11 protein-coding genes are annotated in these 12566 nt (G+C 35.7%); 5 read left to right on the forward strand and 6 right to left on the reverse strand.

All coding sequences use genetic code 11. The features are described 5' to 3' along the window. The first annotated feature begins 755 nt into the window (after positions 1–755). From MSKOL_RS12040 to MSKOL_RS20270, 3 genes are all read left to right on the forward strand, one after another. Positions 756–1409, forward strand: coding sequence for a transposase (locus tag MSKOL_RS12040; protein WP_048156551.1), 654 nt, complete (start codon positions 756–758; stop codon positions 1407–1409). An 82-nt stretch (positions 1410–1491) separates the two neighbouring features. After that, on the forward strand, positions 1492–2262 hold the full coding sequence (locus tag MSKOL_RS12045; protein WP_082091122.1) for a transposase: 771 nt from the start codon (positions 1492–1494) through the stop codon (positions 2260–2262). Positions 2263–2905: 643 nt separating this feature from the next. Beyond that, complete coding sequence (locus MSKOL_RS20270; protein WP_156151073.1) at positions 2906–3115, forward strand: hypothetical protein; 210 nt, start codon at positions 2906–2908, stop codon at positions 3113–3115. 73 nt (positions 3116–3188) lie between these two features. On the opposite strand, the gene MSKOL_RS12055 is transcribed toward MSKOL_RS20270, so the two are convergent. The 4 genes from MSKOL_RS12055 to MSKOL_RS21110 all read right to left on the reverse strand — a co-directional run bounded on the left by MSKOL_RS12055 (position 3189) and on the right by MSKOL_RS21110 (position 6986). Then, on the reverse strand, positions 3189–4160 hold the full coding sequence (locus MSKOL_RS12055; protein WP_231592213.1) for an MBL fold metallo-hydrolase: 972 nt from the start codon (positions 4158–4160) through the stop codon (positions 3189–3191). 185 nt (positions 4161–4345) lie between these two features. Then, positions 4346–5194: a class I SAM-dependent methyltransferase gene (locus MSKOL_RS12060; RefSeq protein WP_052725447.1), complete on the reverse strand. Its 849-nt coding sequence runs from the start codon at positions 5192–5194 to the stop codon at positions 4346–4348. 632 nt (positions 5195–5826) lie between these two features. Next, complete coding sequence (locus MSKOL_RS12065) at positions 5827–6831, reverse strand: tetratricopeptide repeat protein (protein ID WP_231592214.1); 1005 nt, start codon at positions 6829–6831, stop codon at positions 5827–5829. Further along, positions 6828–6986 carry a hypothetical protein gene (locus MSKOL_RS21110; RefSeq protein ID WP_231592215.1) on the reverse strand — a complete coding sequence of 53 codons (159 nt, stop codon included), beginning with the start codon at positions 6984–6986 and terminating at the stop codon, positions 6828–6830. The genes MSKOL_RS12065 and MSKOL_RS21110 overlap by 4 nt, the downstream gene beginning before the upstream one ends. 651 nt (positions 6987–7637) lie before the next feature. On the opposite strand from MSKOL_RS21110, the gene MSKOL_RS20275 reads away from it, so the two are divergent. Next, positions 7638–7805: a hypothetical protein gene (locus MSKOL_RS20275; RefSeq protein WP_156151074.1), complete on the forward strand. Its 168-nt coding sequence runs from the start codon at positions 7638–7640 to the stop codon at positions 7803–7805. A 462-nt stretch (positions 7806–8267) separates the two neighbouring features. Continuing rightward, complete coding sequence (locus MSKOL_RS12070) at positions 8268–10160, forward strand: tetratricopeptide repeat protein (protein WP_052725449.1); 1893 nt, start codon at positions 8268–8270, stop codon at positions 10158–10160. 397 nt (positions 10161–10557) lie between these two features. Here MSKOL_RS12070 and MSKOL_RS12075 read toward each other — a convergent pair whose 3' ends face one another. Further along, a complete protein-coding gene (locus tag MSKOL_RS12075) occupies positions 10558–11835 on the reverse strand; it encodes a M48 family metalloprotease (protein ID WP_048156563.1) in 1278 nt (425 codons plus the stop codon). A 4-nt stretch (positions 11836–11839) separates the two neighbouring features. After that, on the reverse strand, positions 11840–12355 hold the full coding sequence (locus MSKOL_RS12080) for a hypothetical protein (protein WP_048156567.1): 516 nt from the start codon (positions 12353–12355) through the stop codon (positions 11840–11842). Positions 12356–12566 lie beyond the last annotated feature (211 nt).

Here is a 12566-nt window from a genome sequence, read left to right on the forward strand (position 1 = left end):
GTTAAACTGCGTAAGTCCGAATTTAGGAAAGGAAGTTTAATCAAACAAGCTTTAATTAGACTTTGAAGAGTTTTAACCTCTGGTTTCAGTTCAAGTATATAGAAGTAGAATTTAAGACAACCAGTCACTAAGACAACCAGTCACGGAAAAAATGTAAAGTGGTATAGTTTCAGATTAATTCATACTTAGATAATTGAAGATTTATATATGAAAAAACATAAATAACGCGTCATCAAAAAGAATACTTGAATTTAAATACTTCTATCTTATAGAAGAGTGTGTAAGAATATAGTTCACGGCTTACAGTGGGGTAAAACACCTTAAATCTGATTTCTTATTCTTTATTCAGCACCCTGCCCCTGTCTGTTTTACTCCGCAGGCAGGGGGCAAAAGAGATTCTGGTGCTTTCAACAATCTAGGAGGCGATTTAGATCGTGTCTATTCAGAGAGACACTTAGTTATGCTACTCGTGTCTGTTTGGTAGAGACACTTAATTATACTACAAACCAGTATTTAATACTTTTGATTTCTTTTTTACTACTTTGTATTACATATTATAATTATTGTTTTACTCAAGCTGAAGAAAATTCTTTACGGAATTATTTCCAAATAATTTTGAGAGCGTCGCAAAAGTACAGAACTGTTAAATTTATAATCAAATGTTGCACTTTTCTTTTCTTTTTTATCACAAATCAAATGACTTATATACTGTTAACACTTTTATCACATAAAATACATACTTTTTTAGTGATAATATGTTTTCTCCCAGAAAAGGAAAGCAGACTACGTTCGTTTATGGACCTGAAATTTATGAGAAACTCGTATCTAGAGATCATCTTCTATACAAGATCAATGAGTCAATAGATTTCACTTTCATCAATGAAGAATGCCGTAATCTTTACTCAGAAAAGATGGGGAGACCTGTAACGAACACTCCTGAAATCATGTTTAGATCAGCTATTATTCAGTCTCTCTATGACTACTCAGATCGAGAAATGGAGTCCGAAGCACGCTATAATATAATGGTAAAATGGTTCATTGGTTTGAACCTTGACGATTCTTCCTATGATCATAGTGCACTTGGACGTTTCAGGGATCTTCTGGGGGAAGAAAGATGGAAAGAAATATTCTTCAGCCTATTAAAGCAAATAGAAAATGCTGGATTCGTTAAAGGTAAAGAGTACGTGGATGCTACTCATGTAATAGCAAACATTGCAATTCCAGGTACGATAGACCTGTTAAGACAGGGAATAAAGGATGTAATGAAAGCCATTCAGGAGATAGATCCAGACCTTTATGAGGAACTTGGTGGAGAAAAAACTGCTAATGATGACAAAAAGGTATACAAGTTAAGCCCTGAAGAAAGAGACAGCAAGCTTGTTGAACTGGTAAAAAAGCCAGAGAGATAAACCAAAAATCCGAATATATTGAGAAGAGTAAGTGAAAAAACTAGGCAACTAAGACGGATTCTTAATGAAAATATAGAAGAAAATGATGATAATATGTAAAAAAAAAGATAAGACTAAAGATAGACTCGTGAGCATTGTTGACAAAGATGCAAGACATGGTGCTAAATCAGATGACAAGAAGTTCACGGGATACAAAGTGAACTCAATAATGTCTGAAGATGGATTCATAAAAAACATCAATGCAACTCCAGGCAATTCCTATGATGGAGATATACTTATTCCTCTAATTGATGAAATGATAGAACAAGGGTTTACTGCAAGTGAAGTGGTCGGAGATACTGCTTATGGAGAAGTTGACAACAGGAATAAACTGATGTTGAAAGGGATAACTGTAATAGCTCCATTTAAAAAGGAAACTAACAAAAATGAGCTTTTCCCACAAAGTAAATTCAGAATCGAGAAACATGGAGTGATATGTCCTGCAGAATGCAGGACGATGGTATGGAATCACAATAAGAAGACTGAACAAATCACGTTCTTTTTTAATAAAAAGGATTGTGAAAGCTGTAAATTGAAACAAAAATGTACTGTTCAGAAAAGAAGGACAATTACCATCAGTGAACATTATGAGCTACTAAAAAGAGCAAGAGAATACAATAAAACTGACGATTTTAAGGAAGACATGAAACAAAGAGCTCATATCGAACCAAAGCAAGGAGAAATGAAAAGATATCATGGATTGCAGAGGGCAAAATATTGGGGACTTCAGAAAATAAATATACAGGCAACAATAAGTGCAATTGTGGTCAATGTAAAAAGACTTGTTACATTGAATAGCTGTGGCTATCAATAGAGCTCATAAAAATATGTAAAAAGAATGAAAAATTGAAAGAAAAGGATGAAAAGAATGAATCGTCTTGATGAAAATTCCTCCAAAAATTGGAGAATATTTGTAAAGTGCAAAATTTTGCGCTGAAATTTTTATGATGGCTAATCATTAGCTACTTTTACGACTCTATCAATTTTAGATGAACTTTTGATAATATGCGGTTGACAGAAAATTGCGTGACCGGAAATTTATCAACCGGTAACAAGTTTCGGGAAATATTCAAAGAGCATAGATATGCCCTGCTTTTCAAGCTCAGGTATTCTGTGCAGGCTGTGTGAAAAATGCAGTGTGAAAACGGAGATCTTCCTCCATTCAAATCTGACAGTATCATCCCGTTAACTGTCTAAAACGTGACTTTAATCCACAGTCTCTGACGTAATTGATTTTGGTTCTCAAGTGAATAAGTCCTAAATATTTAGAACTCGGACAAAAAAGTTTTTAAACATTATTTTCTTCAATAGATTAGGGTGTTGTACAATTGACAGATTCTAAAACTAATATTCAATGTAGCAAAAATAGTTCTAAATTTCTTTTTTTAAACAAAAAGACTATTATCAGGCTTTATATCGTTATAATCTGGTTCACAACTGCGCAAATCTTATTGATTATGACTGAGATGGCATCTTATGAAGACATCAAATATTTCTTCTGGATAGAATCAGTCTTAGTGCCATTATTTTTTGTGCTGTATATAAAGGGAGTACCAGATCACCTATCCAGAGAACAAGAAAAAGAACAGAAAAAGGCAATCTTTGTGCTTGTCTTTTCTTTTGCATGTATGTTAATGGTGCTTTTTATGGCTATGTTAAATGGGTAATAAAATTTATTCAAATGATGGCATCTGTGTACTTAATTCTTCAAATTAAGATGCCTACCATTAAGTGGCTCTGTTAATTTCCATTAAATACATAAGTTGTGCCTACAGTATTGAGCAGGAACTGTTCTGGCATTGCTTCTTCAAGCCTGTTTATGGCTTTCCAGCCTGTACAGTGCATGGGTACGACATAATCAGGTTTTATCCTTCGCATCTCATCAATTGTAGGCTGAATTATCGGGTCAAACGTCCTGCCTGTCAGATGAAAACCTCCGAGCACTGCATGAACCTTATCCATTCCTGCAAGTTTTTTTGCGTATTCAACTGTATTGATAATTCCGGCATGTGCGCAGCCGCTGATTACCACAAGCCCCTTGCCCTTAAGTTTTATCACAAGTCCCTGATCGTCCCGGAAAGGGTCAGTTATCCATTTACCATTGATTTTTGCTTCAGCCCACGAAAACCCTTTTTCAAAAGCTGTTGTGCGTTCAACTTCTCCGGTTGTATAAATGAGGTCGTCTGCAACCGAGACAGGTTTTTCAGATTTTATTAAAATGACTCCTGCTGCTTTCAGGGTGCTTTCATCGAGCGAAGGCACTGTGACCGGGCTCCCGATTGCGGGAACATTGAGACGCCTTTCAAGAAAGACATCGGGATGAAGAAAAAGCGGAATTTTAGTCTTTCCCTTTTCATTTAGAAACTTTAGGATTTCTTCGAGCCCGAAAAAATGGTCCGGATGTCCGTGACTGAGAATAATGGCTTCAAGCTCGCTCAGGTCGGCTTTCAAAAACCTTGCGTTACTAAAAAGGCAGGCTGGAGTTACTGCCGCATCCATCAGCAAGGTATGTTTCTCATCCCCGGCAAAGACTTTAATTAAACAAGAAAACCCGTGTTCTGCAAGAAGTGTATGAGGAATAGGTAAATGCGGCCTTTTGCATATGTCAGTACTTTCTGCTACCAGCATATCCGTATAATTATCTACTAGGATTGTTACTTCCAGCCGGTCAGCTTCCCGTATATTCAGCTTGTTCATATCGGTGTTATTCATATTAAACATCAGTAACTTTTAGTTTCTCTAACCGTTTTTGTAATACTACAGGATTTATACAGGGGATATAGGATTTATATGGGAATATAAAATTTATAGAGGGGATATAAAATTTAGAGAGGAGATATAAAATTTATACATGTGAAGGGGTGAGAATCTATACATTTATGTGTTCTTCTCCATACTCATTGTACTTTCCTTGCAGCTATCGCTATCCAGTCCCCGCCTTTACGGTATAACTCTCCTGAGAGACTGTTCCATGCCTGTTCAACTTTAAACCCATTTTTTTCAAGAATCCGACTTATAATTTCAAGGGAATAGTCATGCAGCCATAGCCTGTAAACCTTTACAGTCCCATCTTCATCCGCGATTATATACTGATTTAGCCAGGTATCATTTTCAGGATAATCAAATCCTTCTTCCAGCACAAAGTGCCTGCCCGGTCTCCAGAACCCGCCTTCGGAGAAATACCACCTGTTTTTGAGCCCTTCCCGCATGCGTAGCTCTCTTGTGGACACGTCAAAGATGAAAATTCCGTCGTCCTTAAGTGCTCTGCGAACGAGGCTCAGGAGCATGTCGCGTTTTTCATCGGAAAAGGTACAGATTTCCCCATAGACCTGAAGAACGGCATCAAAAATCCCTTCATAATCGATATTGAAAAAGTCTGCACAAATATAATCGATATCATGTCCATCTCTTTCAGCCTGAGCCCGCGCATAATCTATAGACCGTCTGGAAATATCAATGCCAGTTACTTTCATGCCTTCTAAACACAGCCTGCTGCTGTACAGCCCTGGCCCGCAGCCAAGATCAAGTACCCGATCTCCGGTTTTCAGGAATCCTGAGGTTATGAGATTGCAAACTGTTTTTTCGATCTCAGCATTTTTTCGACTAGCTCCGTCATGGGTCTGGTTAAGATGAGCTTCGAGCATGCTTTTCGAGATATATGGATCGTCCCAGAAACGAGGCTCACCGGGTTCGAAAAGAGGGGGTTTTAAAGGTTGAGAGAAAATAGAGAAAAGATTGTGGGGCATTTAAATAAATTATTTGAGGTTCTTATATATAAAGTAAATAGGACTTACGCAGTTGAACTGAAGAATCAACATTGTGTTATTCGATCAAACGAACATCACAAAACAGAGAGCATGACCTACAATTCCTAATATATGTCTTTCTATTGGAACACTGCCTGCCTTCAATTCTACCATGAAAAGCTTCATTTCTGTGATATTTTTAGCAAGCATAAAAGCAAAGGTCTTAATCTCAATAGTTTACCATTGGTCATCGATTAAGGAATTTTCTTTCCTAAAAGCTATCGATTTTGCATTAGAAGCCGACCTTAAATTCTGGCCTATATACATGAAATCGATATTCTGTTCCAGCCCATAACGGATTGAAATTTTTGATAAGTGTTGTGGAAATTGACGCAATTTGTTACGATTCCTCATTTAATCGATGATCAAATGAATAAAAATTAAAATGGGTATTATCCAATTGTACAAATCAAAATAGTGTACAAATCAAAATGGTGTACTTGACGGGGGGGTTAAAAACCGCTCGCCCCCAAATTAGCGGTATCTTTTACTCCTTTTTCTACAGAGAGAGAAGAGAATTATTTCTTTTTCTCTTTTCCTATAGTTATGCTTTTGTCAGGCTCGCCGGTTTTTTACTCTTTCTTTGTTCGTAAGTTCTTCCTGCTAATTTTTCTTATTTTCTCTTTTTCCTGACCCAGACTTTCCTTTATAATCTCACTTGTTGGCTTTTTTCTTGTCCATACACTTTTCTTCATTTTCGGCTTTTCTTCTTCCGTTCTTTCTTCTTCGTCTTCATCGAGAGCTATTCCGAGCTTAGAATTTACGGAAAACAGGGCTTTTTTAGCCTCGATATGGTCTGGATTGAGCCGGAGGGTCCTTTCAAGAGCTCCGAGAGCTTCTTCATTTTTATCAAGACCTGAAAGGGACATGCCTTTGCAGTACCAGGCATCGGAAGAATCAGGTTTGATTGAAATCGCTTTACTGCAGGCTGCAAGAGCTCTTTTGAATTTGCCGAGCTTGAGGTGGACAAGGCCTTTCCCTATCCAGGTCTTTGCATTATCAGGGTTTATTTTGAGGGCAGCGTCATAAGCTATCATGGCTTCCACAGGCCTGTCCAGGTTGTATAGAGCAAAACCTTTACCCACAAGGGTTCTTGCAAGGTTCGGGTTAAGATTAAGCGCGGCGTCATAAGCTTCTATGGATTCTTCATATCGGCCCAGATCCGCAAGCACAGAACCTTTTGCATGCCATGCTCCTGCAAGCTTCGGGTTTGCAGAAAGGGCTTTTTCAGAATCCGCAAGAGCTTTTTCGTGCTGCTTTAGCCTGCAAAGTACTGAAGTTTTTAGATTCCAGGATTTATCGCTGTCAGGTTTTATTTCGAGTAACCTGTCAAAGACCTGTAACGCATCTCCTTCCCTGTTGAGCTGCAGGAGCACAAAAGCTTTTTCGTAAAGGTAGTGAGGGTTTTCAGGCTCGATTTCAAGAGCTTTTTTAATCGCCTTTAAGGATTCACTATACCTTCTGTGCTTTAGAAACACTGCTGCCTTGCCAGCCCAGGCTGCGGCATCTTCAGGGTTTACCTTAAGGGCCTTTTCGTGTGCTTCAAGGGCTTTGTTCAGGCGGTCATAAGCTGTCACAGTAGTTCTATCGGTTCTGCCTGTTCTCTTGCCTGTTTTGCCTGTTCCACCCGTTCTACCACTTTTACCTGTTTTGCCTGTCCCATCTGTTTTGCCTGTTTTGTTTGTTCTGCCCGGTTTTCCTGTTCGTCTGCTTCTATTTTCTTTAAAATCATTTGCCATAATATCAGTTCCATATGATTCGGTTTAGAGTGATGATACGGTTTAGAGTAATGATTCGGTTTAGAGTGATGATACGGTTTAGAGTAATGATACGGTTTAGAGTAATGATACGGTTTAGAGTGATGATTCTTTGCAAAGGGAAGTCAGTAGAATCCTGTACACACCCCACCTCTCCTTATGAGTAGTAAATTTTTCGGGAAATTTTATTCCAAACTCCGTTTTCTTATTTCAAGCTGATCCTGTTAATATTAAATCCAGGGTAATAGATTGTCTTGCAGAAAGGGAGAACTCACCCTTGAGCGCAAATTTATCTATTCAAGCTGTCTCAAAACTACATTTGATTCTACAAGTAAGATAATATGCTATGCTTCAAGGCAAATACATATCTGAATTTCAGAATAATTCTCGATCTGAATGTAAAGTCAACAATTCCAATATATCCAATTGTAGAAATGGGTAGAATTTTGAGACAACCTGTTTTGACCGTACTTTTTGAACATAGGAAACACTGAAATTAATTTTCTTTACAAGTATACTTTTTATGTGATATATACATTTAAGGAAGATAAATATTGTGATTTTTATGACTCAAATGTACAACGAAGAGTTGTTTTGAGACAGCCTGGATAAAGCAGTTTTATGGTGTGGAAAAATATCAGGCAAGAATGGAAGAGTCACAAAGAGTACATATAATGTTCTCATTAAGAGCTTTTCTTAGACTGGAATTACAAAGAATCAAAAGTGGAATATCCTGGTTTGAAGGTGTTATAAAAATTAGAAGAGTTACTAAAAGAGTTACTGAGGAAGAATAATCAAAGAGTTCCCAATACACGGTAAATTAATTCAAATATTTGAAGTTTGGAACAAACAATATGCTAGAAGTCAACTGCATAACTCCTAAAATCATATCATTTTACAATTATTTTTAAATTTGACATTGAATAACATCATTTTATCTTCTTGTTTTCATTTTATTCCACGGCAGTATACACATCATCTAAAAAATCATAAATCTAAAAGAATTATCCCAAACGCTTGAGACTAAAATATAAAATTGAGAAATATAATGGCTTATTGAGAAATATAATGGCTTGTTTTTTATAAATGATACAATCTAAAAGACAAATTTTATATTTAGTCATGATGTTTGTGTATAAAATATTATATTTGAATATTTAATTATTTATTTTATAATAAATACTCAAATATTCTATCCTATACCTACTTAATCAAATATAATTACAAAATTAATGCTAAATATCAGGAGATCTGGTATGAAAATCCCAAACATTGTTTCTGGAGTTAAAGTTATAGGATTTTTAGCCGTTATTGCTTTAGTTGTTTCTTCCCTGGGATGTGTGAACTCAGACATAAATAAGGATAATTCAAGTTCTGATGTAAATGCAAGAGTGGCCCCAATATCTGAAGCAACTACAAATAACACATCTGCTGAAAAGTGGTTTGAAACAGGAAATGACCTTTTTAAAGCAAACAAATATAATGAGTCAGTTGAAGCTTATGATAAAGCAATAGAGATAGACTCTCAGTTTGTTGATGCATGGATTAACAAAGGTTATGCATTTTATAACATGGGTAAATATAATGAATCACTCCAAAGTTATGATAAAGCAATAGAGATAAACTCCCAGTCAACCGACGCTTGGAATAATAAAGGAAATGTTCTGTTTGTACTAGGTAGTTATGAAGATGCAATAAAATCATATGACAAAGCAATTGAACTTGACCCTCAAAATTCACTTGCCTTGCATAATAAAGGATTAGTTCTGTCTATTTTAGGCAATTATCAAGAGGCAGTTAAAACTTACGATAGAATAATTGAAATTAACTCTACTGATCCAAACGGTTGGACTAATAAAGGGAACGTTCTATACAATTTAGGCAAATATGAAGAAGCAATAGAAGCTTGCGATAAGGCAATTGAACTTGATCCTCAGGATTCATCTGCCTGGTGCAATAAAGGATTAGCGCTGTCTGGTTTAGGAAAATATGAAGAAGCAGTAAAAGCATATGATAAAGCAATTGAAATAAATCCTCAAAACTCACTTGCTTGGGACAATAGAGAAATTGCTTTCGGTCATTTAAGTAACTATGAGGAAGTATTAAAAGCTCATAATAGAGTAGTTGTAAGTGATTCTGATGATCCAGAAGTTTCATGGAATGAGAAAGGATTAGCTCTTTACTATTCAGGTAATTACGAGGAATCAGTAGAAGCCTATGATAAGGCAATTGAAATTGATCCAGAATATGCAGATGCCTGGTTCAATAAAGGAAATTCTCTTTCTAGTTTGAATAATTACGAGGAAGCAGTAAAAGCATATGATAAAGCAATTGAATTTAAACCCCAAAATTCACTCGCCTGGAATAATAAGGGTTTAGCTCTCAACAACTCAAGCTATTACACAGAAGCATTGGAGTCGTACGATAAAGCAATTGAAATCAATCCTCAGGACTCAGTTGCTTGGAATAATAAAGGGAACACTCTTTCTAGTTTATATAATTATGAAGAAGCAGTTAATGCCTACAACAAAGCAGTTGAAATTAATCCTAAATACTCAGATGCCTGGTACAATAAAGGGAATACTCTTTGTAGCTTAGGCCGTTACGAAGAAGCAGTAACTGCTTTTGAGAACGCAATTGAACTTGATCCTCAAGACTCATTTGCTTGGTGTAATAAAGGAATAGCTCTGTCTTATCTTGGTAATTACGATGAAGCGATGAAAGCTTTTGACAAAGCGCTTGAACTTGACTCTCAAAACTCACTGATCTGGTCTAACAAAGGACTAGCTCTTTTCGAATTAGGTAAATTTGAGGAGGCAATAAAGGCTTATGATAAGACAATTGAGATTAATCCGAATGATACCGAAGCCTGGAATAATAGGGGATCAGCATTTTTCTGGATAGGTAACTATGAAGAAGCAATGAAAAATTATAATAAAACAATTGAACTTGACCCTAACTTTTCACTTGCTTGGTATAATCGTGCATGCGTTTATTCACTTCTTAACAACACAGAACAGTCAATGTATGATTTTAAGCATGCTATTGAAATCAATCCAGGATATATAGAAATGGCAAAAGCAGATAGTAAATTTAAAAATTTGTGGGATAATGAAGAATTTAAAAAATTATTAAACACTACTGAGTAATATATAAGGTATCAACGAGTATCGAGATTGTAAATCTCAATACTTTGATATAAGAAAACTAAGAGAACTGTAGAGTTTAAGCAGTTGAAATAAAAAATTGACAAGTTGGTATTGTATTTCTTTTAAAGAAAAATCATAAGCATCAAAAGTTTCTGGAGCGAAAAAGCGCTTCAGAATAACCTATTTTTTACAGTAAGTAAAATTTAACTTCTAATTTGCAGTTAATTCGCAAGTTACCTATAAGCTTTAAGCATCTAATTATTAAAGTACCACTCTGAATTTAACGTCTATTTCTCAGCGTAACTCAATTTTCCGGGATAAAACAAATTACTTCTGGCAGCGGTGTATGCTGTGAAGTAACTGATTAGATTTTGTTGATCTAGCAGACTTTTGATTTTTAAGAATATGAAAGGACAAAAACACAGAATAAGACGAGTGCGCTTAAGAAGTAAGATTTATAGTTTTCCAGATTATATGTTTCACGCAATCCTGAAAAAAGTCTAACCCAGTATACTGCCAATATGGGCCATAGTATAACTACTATAGAAAAAAGTAACCAGGTAAATGACCACCTATGTATATAGTCTATCAGTATGGGATTAAAAAAATCTAAAAATTCCTGCATATCTCTTGTTTTAAATATAAAAGATAAGATGTTGCTCGATAGTGCATACATTATAAACAGAAGTAATTGGAATAAATGGGCTAAAGGATAAAAGAAAAGAAATAGTAAAACACTTTTCTCTTCACTGGAGTGGACAGCCATCCAACGTCTCAGAGTATTTGGAGGATGGGTTATTTGAGCAAGAAGCAATTTTTTAAGCGACTTCTCTTTTTTTAGTTTCCCCATTACATTTAATGAATTCTTAGTAGTATCCATTTTTGATGTTAGCATAAATCTATCTGCGTTAAGCTCTGCAGACCAGACCCCTGCAATAGGAAGAGTAAAGAAGGATAAAGTTTGGAAGAGAATAATTATTGGGTCTGTTAATGAGTATAAAAAGAACATTATGACTACATGTATATTATGAAAGGAAGATTCGGTCAGATCAAAAAAAACTAGAACCATTTGAATCAGGATAAAAAAGGCGATAATACCTATAGAGTGCTTAACTACAAATTCAAAAAGACTCCCTGCTCCGAGAATTAAAGCATCTCCATTTCGATAGTGTCCAATCTCATGGAGAAGTATTTCTTGAGCGCTTTCTTTGTCCGAGCGCCAGGACTTAATAAATTTTCCAAATATTGCTATGCCGGTCTTACGATAACCTATAGGATAAATAAATACTTCTTCACTTTGGCTGAGAAGATTGGTTTTGATTTTTAGATTCGGGGCGTACAATTTAAGAAAATCTTCAATTTCTATTATTGCAGGAATTCTTGTATAATTTTCAGTCAATTTATATTTTTTTTCAACGTAATACGTTCGTATAAAAGGAAACAAAACGCTTAAAACACCTATATACAAAAATATACTGGGAATCCAGGCGGGTGCGTTTACCAATTTAAATCTGCTAACAAGGGTCCAGTTAGCGTATGTCGGGTCTGTAGAATATAAGAAAGAGCTAATATTCTCTTTAAGCAATTCTATTTGAGCAGGCAATAAACGTATGTAAAAAACAAACCATATCCACAACCAAGGAGGAAGGGACTGGCACTTTCCGTTTTCAGACATATTATCACTTTGATGCAGCAACTCTTTCTACAAATTCTAAAGAAACCGATGAATTTTTTCGTAGTGTAACAAGAACATTTGCAATTAACCTCTCACGTTGCTCTTCGGGAAGTCCAGAAGCTTCAAGTTCTGATACAAATGTCTCAAAGAGATTCGTAAGAGGTTTCACGTACTTTTCCGGAAGTTGATTAGCTTGTTCTTTTGTTTCCTTACCAAATAGGCCTAGAAAATGGCTTATGCCCAGAAAATGATATGTTTCTTCGAGGTAGCGGTCATCCATTGATAGAAAGTGAGACATAAAAGGAGCTGTAACAGCTATCCCTTTTAAGATCCAGGGAAATAGTAAAACACCATCGGTAAGTCCAAAAGCCCCAAGTCCTGAGCTTTCCTGTTTTATAAAAAGAGACTCTCTTTCCTTTCCTCCCCGAACGAAAGCTTCAGTCATAAGAGGTGCTAGATCAATTTCATCAGGAACTACAGCCTCTGCAATTTTTATGGATAAATCGGTCATAATGTCCATGTATATCCCCTATTAGGTAGATGCTTCGTAAAAACGAAAACAAATCATTATTGTTTTGAATACATTATTGTTTTCGAAAAGTATCTCCTATGATGTTCATTTTTATCGTAAACATTAGATATATACTTATTGTAATGATATATTATTTTATAAACTATCTTTTATTATCCAATGTTTAATATATATCATCAAAGTTTAATATATTAAAACT

Origin of the sequence: Methanosarcina sp. Kolksee (assembly GCF_000969945.1) — an archaeon.
GTDB lineage: Archaea > Halobacteriota > Methanosarcinia > Methanosarcinales > Methanosarcinaceae > Methanosarcina > Methanosarcina vacuolata.

What these genes read in the sequence shown, in the direction of transcription:
- MSKOL_RS12055 (WP_231592213.1), bottom strand. Translation starts at nt 4,160, where the DNA reads ATGAATAACACCGATATGAACAAGCTGAATATACGGGAAGCTGACCGG.
- MSKOL_RS12080 (WP_048156567.1), bottom strand. Translation starts at nt 12,355, where the DNA reads ATGGACATTATGACCGATTTATCCATAAAAATTGCAGAGGCTGTAGTT.
- MSKOL_RS12060 (WP_052725447.1), bottom strand. Translation starts at nt 5,194, where the DNA reads ATGCCCCACAATCTTTTCTCTATTTTCTCTCAACCTTTAAAACCCCCT.
- MSKOL_RS12045 (WP_082091122.1), top strand. Translation starts at nt 1,492, where the DNA reads ATGATGATAATATGTAAAAAAAAAGATAAGACTAAAGATAGACTCGTG.
- MSKOL_RS20270 (WP_156151073.1), top strand. Translation starts at nt 2,906, where the DNA reads ATGACTGAGATGGCATCTTATGAAGACATCAAATATTTCTTCTGGATA.
- MSKOL_RS12075 (WP_048156563.1), bottom strand. Translation starts at nt 11,835, where the DNA reads ATGTCTGAAAACGGAAAGTGCCAGTCCCTTCCTCCTTGGTTGTGGATA.
- MSKOL_RS21110 (WP_231592215.1), bottom strand. Translation starts at nt 6,986, where the DNA reads ATGATTTTAAAGAAAATAGAAGCAGACGAACAGGAAAACCGGGCAGAA.
- MSKOL_RS12040 (WP_048156551.1), top strand. Translation starts at nt 756, where the DNA reads ATGTTTTCTCCCAGAAAAGGAAAGCAGACTACGTTCGTTTATGGACCT.
- MSKOL_RS12070 (WP_052725449.1), top strand. Translation starts at nt 8,268, where the DNA reads ATGAAAATCCCAAACATTGTTTCTGGAGTTAAAGTTATAGGATTTTTA.